Source organism: Aquariibacter albus, assembly GCF_014145335.1.
Lineage (GTDB): Bacteria > Pseudomonadota > Gammaproteobacteria > Burkholderiales > Burkholderiaceae_C > Aquariibacter > Aquariibacter albus.
This window is the reverse complement of sequence record NZ_JACIVI010000001.1, coordinates 1413647-1433222: the sequence shown is the minus strand read 5'-3', so window position 1 is coordinate 1433222 and position 19576 is coordinate 1413647. Positions and strand designations below refer to the sequence as shown.

The following is a 19576-nucleotide window of genomic DNA, read 5'->3' as shown; positions in this document are numbered from 1 at the left end:
CGGCGGCGGGAACGGATGAGGAGCCCCGCCCCATAATGGGTTGATGACCGTGGGTTTCTTCATCACTTGCCTGGTCGATGCAATGCGCCCCTCGATCGGCTTCGCCGCCCTGCGCCTGCTGGAGGCCGCCGGTTGCCAGGTGGAGGTGCCGATGGCCCAGACCTGCTGCGGCCAGCCGGCCTACAACAGCGGCGACCGCGCCACGGCGCGCGACCTGGCCGAGAAGATGCTCGACGAATTCGAGCGCTTCGACCATGTGGTGCTGCCTTCGGGCTCCTGCGGCGGCATGATCGTCGCGCACTACGGCGAGCTTTTTGCCAGCGACCCCGAGCTGTCGCGTCGCCATGCCGCCCTGCAGCCGCGCATCCATGAGCTCTCGGGCTTTCTCGTCGACGTGCTGGGCTGGACCGAGCTGCCGCCCGCCTTGCGTGAGGACCCGACCCTGCAACGCTTCCAGGGGGTGGCCACCTACCACGACAGCTGCTCGGGCCTGCGCGAGCTGGGCATCAAGCAGCAGCCGCGCCGCCTGATCGCCAGCCTGCCCGGCGTCGAGCTGCGCGAGATGGCCTCCTGCGAGCAGTGCTGCGGTTTCGGCGGCACCTTCTCGATCAAGTACGGCGAGATCTCTACGGCCATCGTCGACGAGAAATGCGGCCACATCGCCGCGAGCGGTGCCCAGGCCGTCGTGCTCGGCGACCTGGGCTGCATGTTGAACATCGAGGGCCGCTTGCGTCGCCGTGGCGACACGCAGACGCGCGTGCTGCACTGGGCCGAGCTGCTGGCCGGCGACGCGTCCTCTCCCGACCGAGGCTGAGCCATGCAAGTCCAGGCCATGCACTTCAAGGCCCGCGCCGGCCAGCGCCTGGCCGACGTCCGCCTGCAGCAGAACCTCAAGAAGCTGGCGGGCAAGTTCGTCACCGCCCGTGCCGCGGCCATGGAGGAGCTCGCCGACTTCGAGGCCATCCGCAGCGAGGCCGTCCGCCGCCGCAATGCCGCGCTGGCCCAGCTCGATGGCTGGCTGGAGGCCTTCGAGGCCGAAGCCAGTCGCCGCGGCAGCACCGTGCTCTGGGCCGAGACCCCACAGGAAGCCTCGGCCCTGGTCGTGGAGATCGCCCGCCGCCACGGCGTCCAGCGCGCGACCAAGACCAAGAGCATGGTCAGCGAGGAAATGGCGCTCAACGCTGCGCTGGAGGCGGTCGGCGTGCAGGTCACCGAGACCGACCTGGGCGAGTACATCCTGCAGATCAACGACTACGAGCCGCCCAGCCACATCATCGCGCCGGTCGTGCACAAGGACCGCCAGCAGGTTGCCGAGCTGTTCCGCCGCGAGCACCTCCGGGAACGGCCCGAGGGCTGGGAGAACGACATCGCCGGCATGGCCCGCGAGGCGCGCGAGGTGCTGCGCGAGCGCTTCCTCGCCGCCGACATGGGCATCACCGGCGGCAATTTCGTCGTCGCGGAGACCGGCTCGGTCGCGCTCGTCACCAACGAGGGCAATGAGGGCCTGTGCACCGTGCTGCCGCGGGTGCACGTGGCCATCACCGGCATCGAGAAGGTGCTGCCCACGCTCGATGACCTGGCCACCGTGATGCGCCTGCTGCCGCGCTCGGCCACCGGCCAGGTGATCAGCAACTACTTCTCGCTGCTGACCGGCCCGCGCGCGCCCGGCGAGACCGACGGGCCGGAGCACAACTACGTGATCCTGCTCGACGGCGGCCGCACCGGCCTGATCGGCGGCGAATTCCAGGACATGCTCCGCTGCATCAAGTGCGGTGCCTGCATGAACCACTGCCCGGTCTACCAGAAGATCGGCGGGCACAGCTACGGCTGGGTCTACCCGGGCCCCATGGGCTCGGTGCTGACGCCCAGCTACGTCGGCCTGGAGAAGACGCTGGACCTGCCGCATGCCGCCACGCTCTGCGGCCAGTGCCAGGTCGTCTGCCCGATGAAGATCCCGCTGCCCGAGCTGCTGCGCAAGCTGCGCGAGCGCCAGTTCGACCGCGGCCTGCGCCCGCGCGGCGAGCGTGCGCTGCTGGCGGCCTGGGGCTGGCTCGCCCGGCGCCCGGCGCTCTACCGCGTCGCCAGCCGCCTCGCGGTGCGGCTGCTGGCCGCGCTCGCCCCCGACGGCCGGCTGCGAAACTTGCCTGGCGCCAGGGGCTGGACGGTCGGTCGCGACCTGCCGGCGCCTGCCGGCCGCACCTTCCGCGATCTCTATCGCGCCCGTCGCGACACCCGGGGTGGCTGAGCTCCGGGGCCTGGTCCGCCGGCCTGCGGAGGCCGTCCTGCTGCTGCGGGGCCGCCTGCTGCGGACCCTGTGCCGCGTGGCGCTGGGGCTGGTCGCACTGGCCGGTCCGGCCGCAGCCAGCGAGACCGCGGCTGCCGACACGCCCCGGCCGGCAAGCGCCGCGGCCGAACGGCCGGCGCCCTTCCCAGCCGCGGCCGGCCGGGCCTCGGAGACGCCGTCCGCGGGACCTGCCGCCGTCGAGCCTTCGCGCAGCCCCGCCCTCCCGGCACTTCGGGTTCCGCGCCTGCGCGGTCGTTTGCATGCGGCCGATCTCGGCCTGCTGATCAACACCGCCGACCCCTACTCCCTTGCCGTCGGCGCGCACTACATCGCCGCCCGCAGCCTGCGGCCCGAGCAGGTGCTGAGGGTCAGCCTGCCGCTGCGCAGCACGCTCAGCGGCGAGGAGTTCGAGGCCTTGCGCCAGCGCATCGCCAGCCGCTTCGGTCCGCCCGGCGAAGGCCGCGTCCAGGCCCTGGCCCTGGCCTGGCAGCAGCCCTATGCCGTCGGCTGCGCATCGATCACCGGTGCGCTCGCGCTGGGCCCGCAGGCGGTCGATTGCGCGCAGACCTGCGCGGCGACGCTGGCCTCGCCCTACTTCAACAGCGCCAGCACCCGGCCGGCGGCCGAGCTGGGCCTGCGCCCGGCCATGCTGCTGGCCGCGCCCGACGAGGCGGCGGCGCGCGCCCTGATCGACCGCGGCGTGGCCGCCGACGGCCGCCTCGGCCTGCGTGGCGCGCCCCCGGTGCAGCTGGCCCTGCTGCGCAGCGGCGATGCGCGGCGCGATGTGCGGTCCGCGCTCTACCCGCCGGCCGGCCCGATGCGCGGCCTGCCGCTGGACGTCGTGCAGGCCCCGGCCGATCCACCGCCCGAGCTGCCGCGGGTGCTGATTGCCCAGATGGGTCTGGCGCAGCTGCCGGCACTCGACAAGCTGCATTTCGTGCCCGGCGCGCTGGCCGACCACCTGACCTCCTGGGGCGGCGCGCTCGACGGCCATCACGGCCAGAGCACGGCCCTGGCCTGGATCGCCGCGGGGGCCACGGCCAGCCACGGCACGGTCAGCGAGCCCTGCAACCACGTCCAGAAATTCCCGCATCCCCAGCTGCTGCTGCTGCACTACCTGCAGGGTGCGACGGCGATCGAGGCCTACTGGAAGAGCGTGGCCTGGCCGGGCCAGAGCCTGTTCATCGGCGAACCGCTGGCGGCGCCCTATGCGCGGCGCTGAGCGGGGCCCGCGCGCGACGTCCGGCAGCGGGCCCGCGCCGCTCAGTAGCGCGGCGGTGCCTCCAGCTCCTCGCGCAGGCTCTGGTAGAGCTCATGCCGCAGCGGGCTGATGCGGCCCGCTGCCAGGGCCGCGCGCACCGCGCAGCCGGGTTCGTGGCGGTGGCTGCAGTTGTGGAAGCGGCAGCCGGCCTCGGCCGCCTGGCGCAGGTCGGGCATGAAGCCGGCCAGGTCCTCGGGCGCGAGGTGGCGCAGGCCGAATTCCTGGAAGCCCGGCGAGTCGATCAGCGCGGCGCCGTCGAGCGTGCCGGGCACGCGGTTCAGCCAGTGCCAGCGGGTGTGGGTGGTGGTGTGGCGGCCGCTGTTGAGGGCGGTGGAGATCTCGCCGGTCAGCACCTCGGCCTCGGGCAGCAGGGCATTGATGAGCGTGCTCTTGCCGCTGCCTGAGGGCCCCAGCACCAGCGTGGCCCCGCCCAGCAGCGGCCGCAGCCGGGCGAGCAGGGCCTCGGCCTGGCCGGCGGCCCGGGCCGGGTCGCGCGGCTTGAGCGCGCCGTCGATCACCCGGTAGCCCATGGCCGCATAGGGCGCCAGCCGGGCGCGGGCCGCGTCGGCCCCGGGCAGCTCGGTCTTGTTGAGCACCAGGGTCACGGGGATGCGCGCGGCCTCGGCGGCAATCAGCGCGCGGGTGAGCTGCATCTCGCTGAAGACCGGCTCCACCGCGATCCAGACCAGCAGGTGATCCAGATTGGCCGCGAAGCTCTTGGTGCGCAGCTCGTCCTGGCGGAAGAAGAGGTTGCGGCGCGGTGCGACGGCCTCGATCACGCCCTGGGCGACCTCGCCCTCGGGGCCCTCGGCCGCGCCGGCCGGGCCGTCCTGCGTCGGCCGCCAGCGCACCCGGTCGCCGACCACGGCCTCGTTGCGCTTGCCGCGCGAGGTGCAGAGCACCCGGTGGCCCTCGGCTGTCTCGACGCTGTGGTGGCGGCCGTGGCCGGCGATCACCCGGCCCTCCTGCAGGTCCTCGGGGGCGGCGGCCGGGCGGCCGCCACGCTCGTTGCGGGCGCGCTTCACGCAGCCGGCGCCGGCTGCGGGGTCGCGCCGAGGGCCTGCAGGGCGGCCAGGCGCTCGGCGGCGGGCGGGTGCGAGTAGTAGAAGGCCGCGTAAAGCCGGTCGGGCGTCAGGGTCGCCGCGTTGTCCTCGATCAGCTTGAGCAGGGCGGCGCGCAGGTCGGCCGCGTCGGTCTGCGCCACGGCATAGGCATCGGCCTGGTACTCGTCGCGCCGCGACAGGGCCGCGAAGACCGGCCCGAGGAAGAAGCTGAACACCGGCCCCACCAGCAGGAAGAGCAGCAGGGCCAGCGCGTCGTTGGGCAGGGCGAGCTGGGGTGTCACGCCCAGGCCGGTGTAGAACCAGGCCTGCTGGCCCAGCCAGCCCAGCAGCGCGAAGCCCAGGCCGCTGAGCGCGAACATGCCCAGGATGCGCTTGGGCACGTGGCGGTGCTTGAAGTGGCCCAGCTCATGGGCCAGCACCGCTTCCAGCTCGGGCCCGCTGAGCTTGCCCAGCAGGGTGTCGAAGAAGACCACCCGCTTGGCCGCGCCGAAGCCGGTGAAGTAGGCGTTGGCATGGGCCGAGCGGCGGCTGCCGTCCATCACATAGAGGCCCTGGGCGCTGAAGCCGCAGCGCGCCATCAGGGCCTGCACCCGGCGCTTCACGGCCTCGTCCTGCAGCGGCTCGAAGCGATTGAAGAGTGGCGCGATCACGCCCGGGTAGAGCACCAGGATCAGCAGGTTGAAGCCCATCCAGGCGCCCCAGGCCCACAGCCACCAGGCCGGGCCGGCCGCGCCCATCAGCCAGAGGATGAGGGCGGCGATCGCGCCGCCGAAGACCGCACCGACCGCCAGGCCCTTGAGCTGGTCGCCCAGCCACAGGCCGAGGCTCATGCGGTTGAAGCCATGGGCCTGTTCCAGCCGGAAGGTGTGCCAGGCATCGAGCGGCGCCTCCAGCAGCGCGCTCAGCAGGGCGAAGGCGGCCAGCAGCAGCAGTTGGTGGGCGACCGGACCGAGCGCATCGCCGACCTGGATCGCGAGGAACTGGTTGAGCACCTCCAGGCCGCCGAGCAGGGTCCAGCCCAGCAGCAGCAGCGTGGACCAGGCGATCTGCACCAGGCCGAAGCGACCCTTGGCCAGGGTGTAGTCGGCCGCCCGCTGGTGGGTGGCCAGGCTGATCACGCCCTGGAAGGCCGCCGGCACCTGGCCGCGGTGGCGGGCCACATGCCGCATCTGCCGCGTCGCCAGCCAGAGCTTGAGCGCCAGCGAGGCCAGCAGGAAGGTGGCGAAGAGGGCGGTGAAGGCCAGGGGATGCATCGATCCAGTTTAAGGGCTGGCCCACAATGCCCCGAGCTCGCGCGGCGCCGCATCCACCCGTCGCGCCCACCCGTAAAACGTCCCGTCTTCCCGTCCTGCCGATGAGCCTCCCGACCGACCTCCCCGCCCTGCCCAGCCTGCCGAAGCAGGCCGACAACCTGATCTGGATCGACCTGGAGATGAGCGGCCTCGACACGGTGAACGACCGCATCCTGGAGATCGCCGTCGTCGTCACCGACGCGCAGCTCACCGTGCGCGTGGAAGGCCCGGTCTTCGCGATCCACCAGAGCGACGCCGTGCTCGACGGCATGGACGCCTGGAACAAGGGCACCCACGGCAAGAGCGGCCTGATCGACCGCGTGCGGGCGTCCACCGTCGACGAGGCCCAGGCCGAGGCCGCCGTGATCGCCTTCCTCAAGGCCTACATCGGCGAGCGCGGCTCGCCCATGTGCGGCAACTCGATCTGCCAGGACCGCCGCTTCCTGGCCAAGGACATGCCGAAGCTGGAAGCCTTCTTCCACTACCGCAACCTCGACGTGTCCACGCTCAAGGAGCTGGCCAAGCGCTGGAAGCCCGCCATCCTCCAAGGCTTCAGGAAGCAGCAGGCCCACACCGCACTGGCCGACATCCACGAATCCATCGACGAGCTGGCCTACTACCGACAGCATCTGCTGGCCCTGTAAGGATTGCGCGGGCCCGGCCGACCCTGGGCCGTCACGCGGTGTCCGCGCCGGCTTGCTCGACTCCCGTCCACCCCTTCGCCCCCCAGCCACCATGCAGCAGGAACACGTCAAAGACCAGGTCAAGGACTACTACGGCCGCCAGCTCCAGGGCACGGCCGATCTCAAGACCAGCGCCTGCTGCGATGCCAGCGCGGTGCCGATCTGGCTGCGGCCCCTGCTGGCCCGCATCCACCCCGAGGTGCTGGACCGCTACTACGGCTGCGGCCTGGTCTGCCCGCCGCTGCTGGAGGGCTGCCGCGTGCTCGACCTGGGCTGCGGTGCCGGCCGCGATGTCTATGCCCTGGCCCAGCTCGTCGGCCCGCGCGGCGAGGTGGTCGGTGTCGACATGACCGACGAGCAGCTCGCCGTGGCCGAGCGCCACCGCGCCCACCATGCCGCGCTCTTCGGCTACGACAACGTCCGCTTCGTGCAGGGCTACATCGAGCGCCTCGACGAGCTCGACCTCGCCCCGGGCAGCTTCGACGTCATCGTCTCCAACTGCGTCGTCAACCTCTCGCCGGACAAGGATGCCGTGCTCGCCGGCGTGCAGCGCCTGCTCAAGCCGGGCGGCGAGTTCTACTTCTCCGACGTCTACGCCGACCGCCGCGTGCCCGAGGCCGTGCGCAACGATGCCGTGCTCTATGGGGAATGCCTGGGCGGCGCGCTGTACTGGAACGACTTCCTGCGCCTGGCCCAGCGCCATGGCTTTGCCGACCCGCGCCTGGTCGAGGACCGTCCGCTGGACATCACCGACCCGGCCCTGGCCGCCCGCGCCGCGCCGCTGCGCTTCTTCTCGGCCACCTACCGCCTCTTCAAGCTGGAGGCGCTGGAGAGTGCCTGCGAGGACTACGGCCAGGCCGTGGTCTACCGCGGCACCGTGCCCGAGCATCCGCAGCGCTTCGTGCTCGACAAGCACCACGACCTGGCCACCGGCCGCGTCTTCCCGGTCTGCGGCAACACCTGGCACATGCTGCGCGGGACCCGCTTCGCGCCGCACTTTGACTTCATCGGCGACTTCTCGCGCCATTTCGGCCTCTTCGAGGGCTGCGGCAGCAGCATGCCCTTCGACCCCGCGGCAGCCGGCTCCGGCGCCGCCGGGGCCTGCTGCTGAGGGGCGTGCGATGCTGCCTTCGCGCCGTCGCCTGCTGGCCGCAGGCCTTCTGGCGCCCCTGCTCGCCGGCCGCCCGGCCGGCCTGCGCGCGCAGGCCGAGGACCGCCTGCTGCTGAGCGGCTCCAGCACCGTCGCCCCCCTGGTGCTGGAGATCGCCAAGCGCTTCGAGTCCCTGAACCCCGGCGTGCGCATCGAGGTGCAGACCGGCGGCTCCAGCCGCGGCCTGTCCGATGCCCGCCAGGGCCGGGTCGCCTTCGGCATGGTCTCGCGCGCGCTCAAGCCCGAGGAGGCCGCGCTGCTGGCCTACCCCCTGGCGCGCGACGGCATCGGGCTCATCGTCCACCGCAGCAATCCGGTGGCGGCGCTGAGCGCGGCCCAGGTGCAGGCCATCTACACCGGGCAGGTGCGCGACTGGGCGGCGGTGGGCGGCCCGGTCCGGCCGATCAGCGTGGTCCACAAGGCCGAGGGCCGCTCGACGCAGGAACTCTTCCTGCAGCACTTCGGCCTGGTCAACAGCGCGGTCAAGCCGCAGGTGGTGATCGGCGACAACGCCCAGGGCCTCAAGACGGTGGCGGGCAATCCGGGCGCGATCGGCTACGTCTCGATCGGCAGCGCCGAATTCGAGGCCGGCCTGGGCACGCCCATCCGCCTGCTGCCCATGGACGGCGTGCCGGCCACCGTGGCCGAGGTGCAGCGCGGTCGCTTCCCGATCAGCCGGCCGCTGAACCTCGTCAGCGCCCAGGCCCCCACCGGCCTGGCCGCGCGCTTCCTGGCCTATGCCCGCTCGCCCGCCGTGCACGACCTGGTGCGGGAGCAGTTCTTTGTCCCGCTCTGAGCGCGGCCTGGGCCGGGCGCTGGGCGCGCTGGCCCTGCTCAGCGGCGTGCTGCTGATCGGCATCGTCGCCCACCTGCTGGTCCAGGCGGGGCCGGTGCTGGCCGGGCCGCAGGCGCCCGGCCTGGGCGGTCTGCTGGGCCTGGGCGGCGGGCCGGGCGGCTGGTATCCGCTGGAGGGGCGCTTCGACATCTCGCCCATGATCGCCGCCAGCGCCGCCGCGGCCGGCGGCGCCCTGCTGCTGGCCGCGCCCTTCGGCCTGGCCTGCGCGATCCATGACCAGTTCCTGGCCGGCCCGCGCACGGCCCAGCTGCTGCGCCTGGGGATCGGCCTGCTGGCCGGCATCCCCTCGGTGGTCTTCGGCCTCTGGGGCCTGACCGTGCTGGTGCCGCTGATCGGCCGCTGGCAGCCGCCCGGCGCCAGCCTGCTGGCCGCCATGCTGGTGCTGGCCCTGATGATCGTGCCGACCGTGGCCCTGCTGGCCCGCGCCGCGCTGGCCCAGGTGCCCCGGTCGGTGCTGCAAGGCGCCGCCGCCCTGGGCCTGAGCCGCCGCGCCATCGTGCTGGGCGTGGCCCTGCCGGCGGCCCGGTCCGGCCTGTGGGCCGCCCTGCTGCTGGCCCTGGCCCGCGCCCTGGGCGAGACCCTGGCCGTGCTGATGGTCGCCGGCAATGTCGTGGCCTGGCCCACCGGCCTGTTCGATCCGCTGCGGGTGCTGACCGCCAACATCGCGCTGGAGATGGCCTATGCCGAGGGCCTGCACCGCGCCAGCCTCTATGCCGCCGGCCTGCTGCTGACGGCCCTGGTGCTGCTGCTGGCCGGCCTGGGCCTGCTGGCCGGCCGCGGTCTGCGCGCCGGCCGCGTGCAGACCTTGCCGGGGGCGGATGCCCCCGCCGCACTGCGGCCCTTGAGCTGAGACGGCGGGGACGAAGTCGCCATGCCTGCCGCCATCGCCCGTCCCCGCGCCACCCGCCGCGCCCGGCTCAAGGACGGCCTGTTCGATCTCGGCATCCGCGCCGCCGCCTGGACCCTGCTCGCCGCCCTGCTGGCCCTGCTGCTGGACCTGACGGTGCAGGGCCTGGGCCACCTCTCCTGGGACTTCCTGCTCAGCGAACCGCGCGCCTCGGGCCGGGCCGGTGGCATCGCGCCCATCCTGGTCTCGACCCTGGCCCTGGTGCTGATCGCGCTGGCCGTGGCCCTGCCGCTGGGCCTGGCCACGGCGGTCTGGCTGGTCGAGTTCACACGGCTCGGCGGCCCGGCCGCGCGGGCGCTGCGGCTCAGCCTGGACGTGCTGGCCGGCGTGCCCTCCATCGTCTTCGGCCTGGCCGGCCATGCCCTGTTCGGGCCCTGGCTGGGCTATTCGCTGCTGGCCGGCGGCCTGACCCTGGCCTGCATGATCCTGCCCCTGCTGATCCGCAGCGCCGAGGCCGGCCTGCAGGCCGTCGACCCCGACTGGCGTCGCGGCGCCGCCGCCCTGGGCCTGCGCCGCAGCACCGCGCTGCGCCATGTGCTGCTGCCGGCGGCCGCGCCGGCCCTGCTGGCCGGCGTGATGCTGGGCCTGGGCCGCGCCACGGCCGAGACCGCCGCGCTGCTCTTCACCAGCGGCTATGCCGACCGCATGCCCGCTTCGCTGCTCGACTCGGGCCGCTCGCTGGCCGTGCACATCTACGAGCTGTCCATGAACGTGAGCGGCGGTGACCGCGCCGCCCAGGCCAGCGCGCTGGTGCTGGTCGCGCTCATCCTCGTCCTCAACCTCGCGGCCCTGCGCGTTTCGGACCGCTGGGTCCGGCGCCGACTGGGCCCTGCCTGAGCGCCTGCCATGTCTGCCCTGCCTGCCGAGATGCCCGCGCCGCCCCACACCCTCGGCCAGGTCCAGCTGGGCCGGCCCTGCTGCCGGCCCGAGACCCTGATCGAGGTGCGCGAGCTGGCCGTCGCCTACGGCCCGCGCACCGTGCTGGCCGGCGTCAGCCTGGACATCCCGCGCGGCTGCATCACCGCCCTGATCGGCCCCTCGGGCTGCGGCAAGACCAGCTTCCTGAGCACGATCAACCGCATGAGCGAGCTGAGCCCCGGCGCCCGCGTCAGCGGCCGGCTGCGCTTCGACGGCCTGGACCTGCTCGACCCCGCGCTGGACCTGCTGGCCCTGCGCCGCCGCATCGGCATGGTCTTCCAGCGGCCCAATCCCTTTCCGCTCTCGATCCGCCGCAACCTCGACCTGCCGCTGCGCGAGCACGGCGTGGCCGCGCGCAGCGAGCGCGAGGCCCGCATCGAGACCGCGCTGCGCGATGTCGGCCTCTGGGACGAGGTGGCCGGGCGCCTGGACGCGCCGGCCCTGGGCCTGTCCGGCGGCCAGCAGCAGCGCCTGTGCGTGGCCCGCGCCCTGGTGCTGCGGCCCGAGGTGCTGCTGATGGACGAGCCCTGCAGTGCGCTCGACCCCCTGGCCTCGGCCGTGGTGGAGGATCTCATCGTCCGCCTGCGCGGCCGCTACACCGTGGTGATCGTCACCCACAACCTGGCCCAGGCGCGCCGCATCGCGAACTACGCCGCCTTCTTCTGGCTGCAGGGCCAGGTCGGCCAGCTGGTCGAGCAGGGCAGCCACCTGTTCGACGCGCCCGAGCATGCGCTGACGGCGGCCTACCTCTCCGGCGCACGGGGCTGAACCCCGCGCGTCCGCCGGGCCGCAGCCGCCCGGGACGCCCCGGCAAGCCCGCCAGCGGCGCCCGGTCCCACCGGCTCAGGCCCCGGGGCGATCGCGCCAGGCGGCCACCGCCGCGGCCAGCCAGTCGGCCGCGGTGCCGGTCCAGGGGCCGGGTGGCAGGGCCAGACCCAGCACGGCGCCGGCGTCCTGCAGGGCGCCCATCACCCCGGCTGCATCGCGCAGCGCCAGGCCGGGCGCGCCGTGCTGCTTGCTCAGCTTCTCGCCGTCGGGCCCGCGCACCAGCGGCGTGTGCAGATAGACCGGTGTCGGCAGGCCCAGCGCGGCTTGCAGCAGGATCTGGCGCGGCGTGTTGTCCGCCAGGTCCTCGCCGCGGACGATGTGGGTGATGCCCTCGGCCGCGTCGTCCACCCCCACGGCGAGCTGGTAGGCCCACAGGCCGTCGGCCCGGCGTAGCACGAAATCGCCGCAGACCGCGGCCACGTCCTGTCGCTGGGGGCCGAGGCGGCGGTCCGTCCAGGCCAGCTGCGCGTCGTCGGGCAGGCGCAGGCGCCAGGCCACCGGGCGCGTGCCGGGATCGGCTGCCGGGGCGGGGGGAGACCCGGCCCCGGTCCCCGCCAGCCGGTGCGAGGGGCACCCGGCCTTGCCGGCCGCGCCACCGTCGGGCCCCGGTCGGCAGCGGCCGGGGTAGGGCCGCTCGACATGGCGCTGCGGCGGTCCGAAACGCGCCGCCTGCGCCGCGGCGATCTGTGCCCGCGTGCAGTCACAGGGGTAGGCCCGACCGGCCGCGACCAGCGCTTGCAGCGCCGCGGCATAGCGCGCCCCGTGCTGCGACTGGCGGCTGGGCGGCACGTCGGGCCGCAGGCCCAGCGCGTCGAGCTGGCGCAGGATCTCGGCCTCCGCGCCGGGCGGGCAGCGCGGCGTGTCGACATCCTCGATGCGCAGCCGCCACTGGCCGCCGTGGGCGCGCGCATCGAGCCAGCTCGCCAGGGCCGCGACCAGCGAGCCGGCATGCAGCGGCCCGGTGGGCGAGGGCGCAAAGCGGCCGACGTAGCCGACGCCGGACAAGCGGCTCATGCGCCGAGCCTCACAGCAGCAGGCCGGCGTGCCGCTCCAGCAGCGCGCGGCGGGTCACAGGCTGCGCGAGCTGGTCCAGCCACCATTGCAGGCCCAGGCCGACCGGGCCCTGCGCCGGGCTGCGCCAGCCGTAGTGCAGGCGGATGCGGCGGCTCGGCGTCTCGGTGGCCTTGAGCACGAGGCGGCCGGCCTCGACATGGCGCTGCACCAGGGGCTCGGGCATCCAGCCGCAGCCCAGGCCGCGCAGCTGGGCTTCGAGCTTGGCGGCCAGGCTGGGCACGGTCAGCACGTCCTGGCCGGGCTGCACGCCGGTGGTGATCGGGGTCATGCGGTGGGCGGTGTCGGCGATCGCGACGATGCGGTGCGCGCCGATGCATTCCGGCGTCAGCGGCTCGGCCGCGGCGGCCAGCGGGTGGTGCGGCGCGACGGCAAAGCACATCGCGATCTCGCCCAGCGGCGCAACCTGCAGGCCGGGTTGGCTGCCGGGGTCGAAGGCGCCGCCGATGGCGAGGTCGGCCTCGCCGGTGACCAGGGCCTCCCAGGTGCCGGAGAGCACCTCGCTGCGGATGCGCAGCCGGGTCGGCGGGGCCGCGGCCGCGCCGCCGCCGGCCGGGGTGAGGCGCAGGGCGTAGAAGGCCTCGACCAGGTCGTAGATCGCGCTGGGCGCGAGGATGCCGTCCAGCGCCAGGGTGAGCTGGGTCTCCCAGCCGGTGGCGACGCGGCGCACGCGATTGGCCACCGCGTCCAGCTCGGTCAGCAGGCGGCGGCCCTCGCGCAGCAGCTCTTCGCCGGCGGCGGTCAGGCGGGCCTGGCGCGAGCTGCGATCGAAGAGCAGCACGTCCAGCGCGTCCTCCAGCTGCCGCACGCTGTAGGTCAGGGCCGAAGGCACCTTGCCCAGCTCGCGCGCCGCCGCGGCGAAGCTGCCGCTGCGGGCGATGGCGTCCATCATCGTCAGGGCTTCGGGGCTCAGGGCGTGGCGGCGGTCGCTCATCGTCGGGCAGGGCGGGGCGGGGGCAGGGAAGAAGGGGGTGGCGGGATTCTCATGCCTTCAAGCCGTTTGAACGGGGCCATCAAGCGCGCGCAGTCCTGGCGGCGGGGGGCCTGCCTACAGTTCTCCCATCGTCACCGGATGCCCCGGTGCCCACCCCGAAAGGAGCCCCGCCATGATGACCCTGCGACGCTCGGCCGAACGCGGCCATGCCGATCACGGCTGGCTGAAGAGCGCCCACAGTTTTTCCTTCGCCGACTACTTCGACCCGGCCCACATGGGCTGGGGCAATCTGCGCGTCATCAACGAGGACTGGATCGCGCCCGGCACCGGCTTCGGCATGCACCCGCACCGCGACATGGAGATCGTCACCTACGTGATGCAGGGCGCCCTGGCGCATGAAGACAGCATGGGCAACGGCGAGACCATCCGCCCCGGCGACGTGCAGCGCATGAGTGCCGGCACCGGCGTGCGCCACAGCGAGTTCAACGCCGCCGACACCACCACCCACCTGCTGCAGATCTGGATGCTGCCGCACAGCCGCAACCTGGCCCCGGGCTACGAGCAGACCCATGTGCCGGCCGAAGCCAAGCGCGGCCGCCTGGCGCTGATCGCCGGCCGCGTGGCGGGCGAGGGCGCCGTGCAGGTGCAGGCCGATGTGCGCCTGCATGCCGGCCTGTTCGACGGCGAGGAGGCCGCCACCCTGGCGCTGGACCCGTCCCGCCTGGCCTATGTGCACCTCGCCCGCGGCGCCCTCACCGTCAACGGCCAGCGCCTGCAGGCGGGCGATGCGCTGCGCCTGGCCGAGGAATCCAGCCTGCGCCTGGACGCCGGCGAGGATGCCGAAGTGCTGGTCTTCGACCTCGCGGCGATCTGAGCCCCTGAGCCCCTGAGCCTCTGCCCGTCCGGCCCCGTGCCGGGCGGGGCCGCCTTCCCCCCCGTCCCCTTCCCCCCCGCCCCGAGGAGTTCCCCATGTCCGACATCGTCATCGTCTACCACTCCGGCTACGGCCACACCGCCAAGATCGCCGAGGCCGTCGCCGCCGGCTCGGGCGCCAGCCTGCTGGCCCTCGATGCCCAGGGCGAACTGCCCGCCGGCGGCTGGGAGCAGCTGCAGGCCGCCAAGATGATCGTCTTCGGCTCGCCCACCTACATGGGCAGCGTGAGCTGGCAGTTCAAGAAGTTCGCCGACGCCAGCAGCAAGGCCTGGTTCACCCAGGCCTGGAAGGACAAGCTCTTCGCCGGCTTCACCAACAGCGCCTCGATGAACGGCGACAAGCACTCGACCCTGCACTACTTCATCACCCTGGCCATGCAGCACGGCGGCCTGTGGGTGGGCAGCGGCCTGATGCCGAGCAACAACAAGGCGGCCACCCGCGACAGCCTGAACTACGTGGCCTCCTTCGCCGGCCTGATGACGACCACGCCCTCCGACGCCTCGGCCGACGAGATGGTGCCCGGCGACCTGGCCACCGCCCGGGCCTTCGGCGAGCGCCTGAAGGCCAGCACCGCCGCCCGGGGCTGAGCCTGCGGGGCCCCGCCCGCCTGCGGGCCGGGCCGGCCGGAGGGGACGGGATCGGCCTTCGCCGCCGACCCGGCCCCGACTCGGCGAGACTCTGCACCCGACGACCCGATCCGCCCCCCGGAGCCCCCCCGATGACCGCCCCCCTGCGCATCCTGCTGATCAGCGGCAGCGCCCGCCGCGACAGCTTCAACACCCGATTGCTTGACGTGGCCGCCGCCCGCCTGCACGAGGCCGGGGCCGAGCCCCAGCGCCTCGACCTCGGCGCCCTGGCCCTGCCGATCTACGACGGCGACCTGGAAGCCGCCCAGGGCCAGCCGGCCGGCGCCCAGGCGCTCGTCGATGCCCTGGCCGCGGCCGATGCCCTGCTCATCGCCAGCCCCGAATACAACGCCTTCCCCACCCCGCTGCTGATCAATGCCCTGGATTGGGCCAGCCGCCGCCCCGGCTTCAAGGCGGCGGCGCAGGGCAAGCCGGTGGCCATGGTCTCGGCCTCGCCCGGCACGCTGGGCGGCCTGCGCGGCCTGCTGGTGCTGCGCAACTTCCTGGCGGTGAATCTGGGCTTCCTGGTCCTGCCTTCGCAGTTCGCGCTGGGCGGGGCGGGCAAGGCCTTCGAGGCCGGCGGCGGCCTGGCCGAGGCCGCGCGCCTGGAGGCGCTCGATGCCGTGCTCGCCGAGCTGCGCGCCACCGCCACGGCCCTGCGCAACCCGGCCGCCTGAGGCCCTGCCCGCCGCACCCGCCATGTCGCCGGCCTTCAAGGTTCTCGGCCTGCTGCCCTGGGCCGACTGGCTGGTCCTGGCCAGCTTCTTCGTCGCCTGGGTGGGTTACGCGCTCTTTGCCAAGCGCCGGGCCGAGCGCAAGCCCTCCATCCTCGGCACCACCAACCTGATCCGCCGCAAGTGGATGCTGCAGTCCACCTTCCGCGAGGTGCGCCTGATCGACAGCGTGGTCATGCAGAGCCTCTCGTCGAGCGCGAGCTTCTTCGCCTCGACGACCATCCTGATCCTCGGCGGCCTGCTGGCCGTGCTGGGCGCCGGCGACAAGGCCAGCGACCTGGTGCAGGAAATCCCCTTCGCCGCCCGCACCACCGCCCTGGTCTTCGACCTGAAGCTGCTGCTGCTGACCGGCATCTTCGTCTACGCCTTCTTCCGCTTCACCTGGTCGATGCGGCAGTACAGCTTCGCCGCCATGCTGGTGGCCACCACCCCCGAGCTGCGGCAGTTCAATGCGATGGACGAGGCCGAGGCCCAGACCCTGCGCGAGGGCTTCGGCGAGCGCGCCGGCCGCGTCGCCGGCCTGGCGGCCGAGACCTTCAACGACGGCCTGCGGGCCTACTACATGAGCTTCGCGGCCATCGGCTGGTTCTTCTCGCCCCTGGTCTTCGCGGCGGCCACCGCGGGCGTGATCTGGATCCTCTACCGCCGCGAGTTCCACTCCGACGTGCTGGCCCTGCTGCGCTCGGCCAGCGCCGTGCCGCCCGGGCGCTGAGCGCGCGCCCCCGACGGCTTCAGGCCGGGTCGCTTCCGTCCAGGCGCCGGATCGGCCAGCCGCGCTCGGCCGCCAGCGCGGCCAGGCGGGCATCGGGCCGCACGGCCACCGGGTGATCCACCGCCTCCAGCAGCGGCAGGTCGCTGATGGAATCGCTGTAGAACCAGCTCGGCCCGGCGCTGGCCAGGCTCAGGCCCCGAGCCTCAAGCCAGCGTTCGACATGGCGGATCTTGCCGGCGCGGAAGCAGGGCTCGCCCTCGACCTCGCCGGTCCAGCGGCCGGCGGCATCCACCGCCGGCTCGGTGGCCAGCACCGTGTCGATGCCGAAGAGCGGCGCGAAGGCCTCGGCCACATAGCGCGTCGTCGCCGTCACGATCAGGCAGGCATGGCCGGCGGCGCGGTGCGCTGCCACCGTATCGCGCGTGGCCTGCGGCACCCGTGCCTGCAGGCCCTCGGCGAGGGTGGCGCGCAGCGCATCGAGCCGCGGGCGCGGATGGCCGGCAATCGCGCCGACCATGCGCCGGTGCAGCGCCAGGATGTCCAGCGTGCCCGCCACATAGGCCTGACAGGCGGCCAGGTAGTCGTCGGCGTAATGCGCTTCCAGCTCGCCCTGGGCGATCAGGTGCTGCGTCCAGGCCATGCCGGTGTCGAAGGGCACCAGGGTGTGGTCCAGGTCGAACAGGGCCAGGCCGGGCCAGGGGGCTTGCGGGTTCAGAGCGCGGCTCCATCCTCGAACACCGCCGCCAGCGCCCCGCGCAGCGCATTGCAGACGATCAGCGCCTCGGCCCGGGCCAGTTCGGCGGCGGTGATCGAGCGTTCGCGGGCCCCCAGGGCCGGGTCGGCGAGCAGGGCGGCGCGCATCACGCCGGGCAGGGCGCCGTCGGCCACCGGTGGGGTGTACCAGCGGCCGTCGAGCTGGACGAAGACGCTGCTGCGCCCGCCCTCGACCAGGCGGCCGTCGGCGGTGAAGAAAAGGGCGTCGAAGGCGTCCGCGGCCTCGGCGGCGCGCACCGCGTCGTCGTAGTGCTGGCGCCGGCTGGTCTTGTGCGCGGCCAGGGGGTGCGGAAGGTCGGGCAGGGCCAGCGCGGCGCGGCGCAGGCGGATGCGGCCCTGGGCATCGTGCAGGGCCGCGGGCAGCGGGGCCAGGGTGGCGCTGCGGGTGTCGAGCCGGCCGCTGGGGTGCAGATCGAGCCGCAGCCGGCGCGGGCTGTCGAGGCGTCCGGCCTCGTCGGGCGGCGGGGGTTCGGCCAGGGCGCTGCCGGCCAGTTCGGCGGGCAGGCGGGTCGGGCCCAGGCCGAGGGCCGCATCGAGCGCCGCCTCGGCCGCCGCGCGGTCGAAGGCAAAGCCCAGGGCGTCGGCGCTGCGGGCCAGGCGGTCGAGGTGGGCCGCGCGGTGGCGGATGCCCTCGCGCCGGGTGGCATGAAGGGTCTCGAAAAGGGTGAAGCCGGGCTCCAGGCCGGTGAGGAAGCGGCCTTTCAGGCGGCATTCCTGGTATTCGGCTTCGGGCTCGCTGTCGAGCACGATGCCTGCGCCGATGCCCAGGCGGCCGGACCGCAGGCCGTCGGCCCGCGGCGCGTCCAGCGTGAGCGTGCGGATCGCGACCGAGAGGCAGCCCGAGCCCAGGCTCGCGCCCGGCGCCGGTGGCTCGAACCAGCCGATCGCGCCGGTGTAGAGGCCGCGCGGCGTGCCCTCCAGGCTGCGGATCAGCTTCATCGTCTGGTGCTTGGGCGCGCCGGTGATGGAGCCGCAGGGGTAGAGCGCGCGCAGCAGCTCGGGCATCGTCAGGCCGGCGCGCGGGCGGGCCTCGATGGTCGAGGTCATCTGGAAGACGGTGGCATGCGCCTCCACCGCGAACAGGGCCGGCACCTTGACCGTGCCGACCTCGGCGATGCGCGACAGGTCGTTGCGCAGCAGGTCCACGATCATCAGGTTCTCGGCGCGGTTCTTCACGTCCTCGTGCAGGCCGCGGGCGGTCTCGCTGTCGCCTTCGGGGATGAACTCGCGGCGCGCCGTGCCCTTCATGGGCTGGGCGATCAGGCGGCCGCCGTCGATCCGCACGAACAGCTCGGGCGAGCAGGACAGCACATGGCTGGGGCCGGCGCCCGCGAAGCCCGGCACCGCCGGCAGCGCCAGGTAGGCGCCATAGCGCACCGGCTGGCGCGCGCGCAGCCGCCGGTAGAGCGCGGCCGGCGTGCCATGCGCCGCGAAATGCAGGCGGTAGGTGTAGTTGACCTGGTAGGTCTCGCCCTTGCGGATGGCCTCGCGGATGGTCTCGATGTCGCGGTGGAAGGCGTCCCGGTCCAGGCTGCCCTGCAAGCCGGTGATGCCGGCCGGGCCGGGCGACTCGGCCAGGGGGCCGCCGCCGGGCGCGGCCACGCCCCAGGGCGTGGCCGCATCCTCGCGGGCTTCCTGGGCGACCAGCCAGTCGCCGGCGGCCTCGCGCGAGAGCCGTTCCAGGCGCTCGAACATCAGCACCCGCAGCGCCCAGGGCGGCTGCCCCGGCTCGGGCGGCCGATGCCCGGCGCCGACGAGCTGGGCGCCCCACTCGTAATCGGCCAGCAGCACGGCCTGCAGGCCGGCGGCCTGGTCGGCCTCGACCTGCGCCCAGACGGCGTCCAGCAGGGCCGCATCCTCGCAGCGGTGCTCGCGGACGAAGCCGGTGTAGAGCCGGCTCGTCGGCCGCGCCGGGGTGGACTCGCGGTCGTCCAGCAGGGCGAAGACGGTGGGGTTCATGCGCGGCGGATCAGGACCAGTCGTCCATGTCGTGCTTGATGGCGTGGCGGTTCGCGATCAGCTCGTCGATCGAGGGCTCGTTGTGCAGGGCACGACGGATGGCCAGCTTGGTGGCCTCGTAGTTGGTGCGGTACATATCCTTCTTGTCCAGGTTCGGATCCTTGGCGCAGCGCGGATCGATCCAGACCAGGCTGATGATGCACAGCTCGTTGGCCACGGCCTTGGGGATCACGCCTTCGATCACGCAGTCGATCACCGCATCGGCGGTGGCGGCCTGCACCACGCCGCCGAAGAGGTCGATGTTGGCGCTGTCCTTGAGCGTCACCTTGGGCACGGTGATGGTCGCCGGGCGGACCATCTGGTTGCAGGCGCGGATGGCGAACATGGCCGTGTGGCCCTTGCTCTGGGCCATCATGTTCGCGAAGGCGGCGCCGACCGGGCCGTCGGTGCGGCCGATCAGGATCTCGGGCATCGCGTCGGTGAACTGGCCGTCGGCGGCCAGGACGGTGGCTTCACCGGCGTGGAAGGTGTAGGGCTGGCTCATGGGGTCTCCAGGGGCGGTTCAGGGGGGCGGGGGAATGAGCGGCCG

20 protein-coding genes are annotated in these 19576 nt (G+C 73.6%); 13 read left to right on the top strand and 7 right to left on the bottom strand.

Going from position 1 to position 19576, the window contains the following annotated elements; all coding sequences use genetic code 11:
* The first annotated feature begins 43 nt into the window (after positions 1-43).
* The 3 genes from H4F90_RS06590 to H4F90_RS06580 are packed head-to-tail and all read left to right on the top strand — an operon-like array spanning position 44 to position 3506.
* Entirely contained in the window at positions 44-814 is a 771-nt protein-coding gene (locus H4F90_RS06590) for a (Fe-S)-binding protein (RefSeq protein ID WP_182662579.1), read from the top strand.
* 3 nt (positions 815-817) lie between these two features.
* On the top strand, positions 818-2245 hold the full coding sequence (locus H4F90_RS06585) for a lactate utilization protein B (protein WP_182662577.1): 1428 nt from the start codon (positions 818-820) through the stop codon (positions 2243-2245).
* A complete protein-coding gene (locus tag H4F90_RS06580) occupies positions 2238-3506 on the top strand; it encodes a TIGR03790 family protein (RefSeq protein ID WP_328700833.1) in 1269 nt (422 codons plus the stop codon). Before H4F90_RS06585 ends, H4F90_RS06580 begins: the two co-directional genes overlap by 8 nt.
* 41 nt (positions 3507-3547) lie before the next feature.
* Here the strand turns inward: H4F90_RS06580 and rsgA are convergent, their stop codons facing one another.
* Both rsgA and H4F90_RS06570 read right to left on the bottom strand, forming a co-directional pair.
* The gene (gene rsgA / locus H4F90_RS06575) at positions 3548-4570 is read right to left on the bottom strand and encodes a ribosome small subunit-dependent GTPase A (protein ID WP_182662574.1); all 1023 of its coding nucleotides are present in this window, start codon (positions 4568-4570) and stop codon (positions 3548-3550) included.
* Positions 4567-5862, bottom strand: a complete 1296-nt coding sequence (locus tag H4F90_RS06570; RefSeq protein ID WP_182662572.1) for a M48 family metallopeptidase — start codon at positions 5860-5862, stop codon at positions 4567-4569. The genes rsgA and H4F90_RS06570 overlap by 4 nt, the downstream gene beginning before the upstream one ends.
* A gap of 101 nt (positions 5863-5963) precedes the next feature.
* Here H4F90_RS06570 and orn point away from each other — a divergent pair, with 101 nt between their 5' ends.
* The 6 genes from orn (at position 5964) to H4F90_RS06540 (ending at position 11183) form a co-directional block, all read left to right on the top strand.
* A complete protein-coding gene (gene orn / locus H4F90_RS06565; protein WP_182662570.1) occupies positions 5964-6545 on the top strand; it encodes an oligoribonuclease in 582 nt (193 codons plus the stop codon).
* Positions 6546-6636: 91 nt separating this feature from the next.
* The gene (locus H4F90_RS06560) at positions 6637-7695 is read left to right on the top strand and encodes a methyltransferase domain-containing protein (protein WP_182662568.1); all 1059 of its coding nucleotides are present in this window, start codon (positions 6637-6639) and stop codon (positions 7693-7695) included.
* A 10-nt stretch (positions 7696-7705) separates the two neighbouring features.
* Positions 7706-8530, top strand: coding sequence for a phosphate ABC transporter substrate-binding protein (locus tag H4F90_RS06555; protein WP_182662566.1), 825 nt, complete (start codon positions 7706-7708; stop codon positions 8528-8530).
* Positions 8517-9440, top strand: a complete 924-nt coding sequence (locus H4F90_RS06550) for a PstC family ABC transporter permease (protein WP_220486051.1) — start codon at positions 8517-8519, stop codon at positions 9438-9440. The genes H4F90_RS06555 and H4F90_RS06550 overlap by 14 nt, the downstream gene beginning before the upstream one ends.
* A 21-nt stretch (positions 9441-9461) precedes the next feature.
* Positions 9462-10334, top strand: coding sequence for a phosphate ABC transporter permease PstA (gene pstA / locus H4F90_RS06545; RefSeq protein WP_182662562.1), 873 nt, complete (start codon positions 9462-9464; stop codon positions 10332-10334).
* Positions 10335-10343: 9 nt separating this feature from the next.
* Complete coding sequence (locus H4F90_RS06540) at positions 10344-11183, top strand: phosphate ABC transporter ATP-binding protein (protein ID WP_220486050.1); 840 nt, start codon at positions 10344-10346, stop codon at positions 11181-11183.
* 75 nt (positions 11184-11258) lie between these two features.
* Here H4F90_RS06540 and gluQRS read toward each other — a convergent pair whose 3' ends face one another.
* Positions 11259-12257: a tRNA glutamyl-Q(34) synthetase GluQRS gene (gene gluQRS, locus H4F90_RS06535; RefSeq protein WP_182662560.1), complete on the bottom strand. Its 999-nt coding sequence runs from the start codon at positions 12255-12257 to the stop codon at positions 11259-11261.
* A gap of 10 nt (positions 12258-12267) precedes the next feature.
* The gene (locus H4F90_RS06530) at positions 12268-13248 is read right to left on the bottom strand and encodes a LysR family transcriptional regulator (RefSeq protein WP_182662559.1); all 981 of its coding nucleotides are present in this window, start codon (positions 13246-13248) and stop codon (positions 12268-12270) included.
* Between the two features lie 172 nt (positions 13249-13420).
* On the opposite strand from H4F90_RS06530, the gene H4F90_RS06525 reads away from it, so the two are divergent.
* The 4 genes from H4F90_RS06525 (at position 13421) to H4F90_RS06510 (ending at position 16254) form a co-directional block, all read left to right on the top strand.
* On the top strand, positions 13421-14122 hold the full coding sequence (locus tag H4F90_RS06525) for a pirin family protein (RefSeq protein WP_182662556.1): 702 nt from the start codon (positions 13421-13423) through the stop codon (positions 14120-14122).
* 95 nt (positions 14123-14217) lie between these two features.
* The gene (locus tag H4F90_RS06520) at positions 14218-14769 is read left to right on the top strand and encodes a flavodoxin family protein (protein ID WP_182662554.1); all 552 of its coding nucleotides are present in this window, start codon (positions 14218-14220) and stop codon (positions 14767-14769) included.
* A 131-nt stretch (positions 14770-14900) separates the two neighbouring features.
* Positions 14901-15485 (top strand): NADPH-dependent FMN reductase, encoded by a 585-nt coding sequence (locus tag H4F90_RS06515; protein ID WP_182662552.1) that lies wholly within the window; start codon positions 14901-14903, stop codon positions 15483-15485.
* A 22-nt stretch (positions 15486-15507) separates the two neighbouring features.
* Complete coding sequence (locus tag H4F90_RS06510; protein ID WP_182662550.1) at positions 15508-16254, top strand: DUF599 domain-containing protein; 747 nt, start codon at positions 15508-15510, stop codon at positions 16252-16254.
* A gap of 19 nt (positions 16255-16273) precedes the next feature.
* Here H4F90_RS06510 and H4F90_RS06505 read toward each other — a convergent pair whose 3' ends face one another.
* The 3 genes from H4F90_RS06505 to fae are packed head-to-tail and all read right to left on the bottom strand — an operon-like array spanning position 16274 to position 19531.
* On the bottom strand, positions 16274-16936 hold the full coding sequence (locus H4F90_RS06505) for an HAD family hydrolase (protein WP_268911850.1): 663 nt from the start codon (positions 16934-16936) through the stop codon (positions 16274-16276).
* Positions 16937-16965: 29 nt separating this feature from the next.
* Positions 16966-18987: a chorismate-binding protein gene (locus H4F90_RS06500; protein WP_182662548.1), complete on the bottom strand. Its 2022-nt coding sequence runs from the start codon at positions 18985-18987 to the stop codon at positions 16966-16968.
* Between the two features lie 10 nt (positions 18988-18997).
* Positions 18998-19531, bottom strand: a complete 534-nt coding sequence (fae, locus tag H4F90_RS06495) for a formaldehyde-activating enzyme (protein ID WP_182662546.1) — start codon at positions 19529-19531, stop codon at positions 18998-19000.
* Positions 19532-19576 lie beyond the last annotated feature (45 nt).

Bases quoted from the DNA above. Each gene is read 5' to 3' on its own strand.
- H4F90_RS06590 (WP_182662579.1), top strand. From the start codon at position 44: ATGACCGTGGGTTTCTTCATCACTTGCCTGGTCGATGCAATGCGCCCC.
- H4F90_RS06585 (WP_182662577.1), top strand. From the start codon at position 818: ATGCAAGTCCAGGCCATGCACTTCAAGGCCCGCGCCGGCCAGCGCCTG.
- H4F90_RS06570 (WP_182662572.1), bottom strand. From the start codon at position 5,862: ATGCATCCCCTGGCCTTCACCGCCCTCTTCGCCACCTTCCTGCTGGCC.
- orn (WP_182662570.1), top strand. From the start codon at position 5,964: ATGAGCCTCCCGACCGACCTCCCCGCCCTGCCCAGCCTGCCGAAGCAG.
- H4F90_RS06560 (WP_182662568.1), top strand. From the start codon at position 6,637: ATGCAGCAGGAACACGTCAAAGACCAGGTCAAGGACTACTACGGCCGC.
- H4F90_RS06555 (WP_182662566.1), top strand. From the start codon at position 7,706: ATGCTGCCTTCGCGCCGTCGCCTGCTGGCCGCAGGCCTTCTGGCGCCC.
- pstA (WP_182662562.1), top strand. From the start codon at position 9,462: ATGCCTGCCGCCATCGCCCGTCCCCGCGCCACCCGCCGCGCCCGGCTC.
- H4F90_RS06540 (WP_220486050.1), top strand. From the start codon at position 10,344: ATGTCTGCCCTGCCTGCCGAGATGCCCGCGCCGCCCCACACCCTCGGC.
- gluQRS (WP_182662560.1), bottom strand. From the start codon at position 12,257: ATGAGCCGCTTGTCCGGCGTCGGCTACGTCGGCCGCTTTGCGCCCTCG.
- H4F90_RS06530 (WP_182662559.1), bottom strand. From the start codon at position 13,248: ATGAGCGACCGCCGCCACGCCCTGAGCCCCGAAGCCCTGACGATGATG.
- H4F90_RS06525 (WP_182662556.1), top strand. From the start codon at position 13,421: ATGATGACCCTGCGACGCTCGGCCGAACGCGGCCATGCCGATCACGGC.
- H4F90_RS06520 (WP_182662554.1), top strand. From the start codon at position 14,218: ATGTCCGACATCGTCATCGTCTACCACTCCGGCTACGGCCACACCGCC.
- H4F90_RS06515 (WP_182662552.1), top strand. From the start codon at position 14,901: ATGACCGCCCCCCTGCGCATCCTGCTGATCAGCGGCAGCGCCCGCCGC.
- H4F90_RS06510 (WP_182662550.1), top strand. From the start codon at position 15,508: ATGTCGCCGGCCTTCAAGGTTCTCGGCCTGCTGCCCTGGGCCGACTGG.
- H4F90_RS06500 (WP_182662548.1), bottom strand. From the start codon at position 18,987: ATGAACCCCACCGTCTTCGCCCTGCTGGACGACCGCGAGTCCACCCCG.
- fae (WP_182662546.1), bottom strand. From the start codon at position 19,531: ATGAGCCAGCCCTACACCTTCCACGCCGGTGAAGCCACCGTCCTGGCC.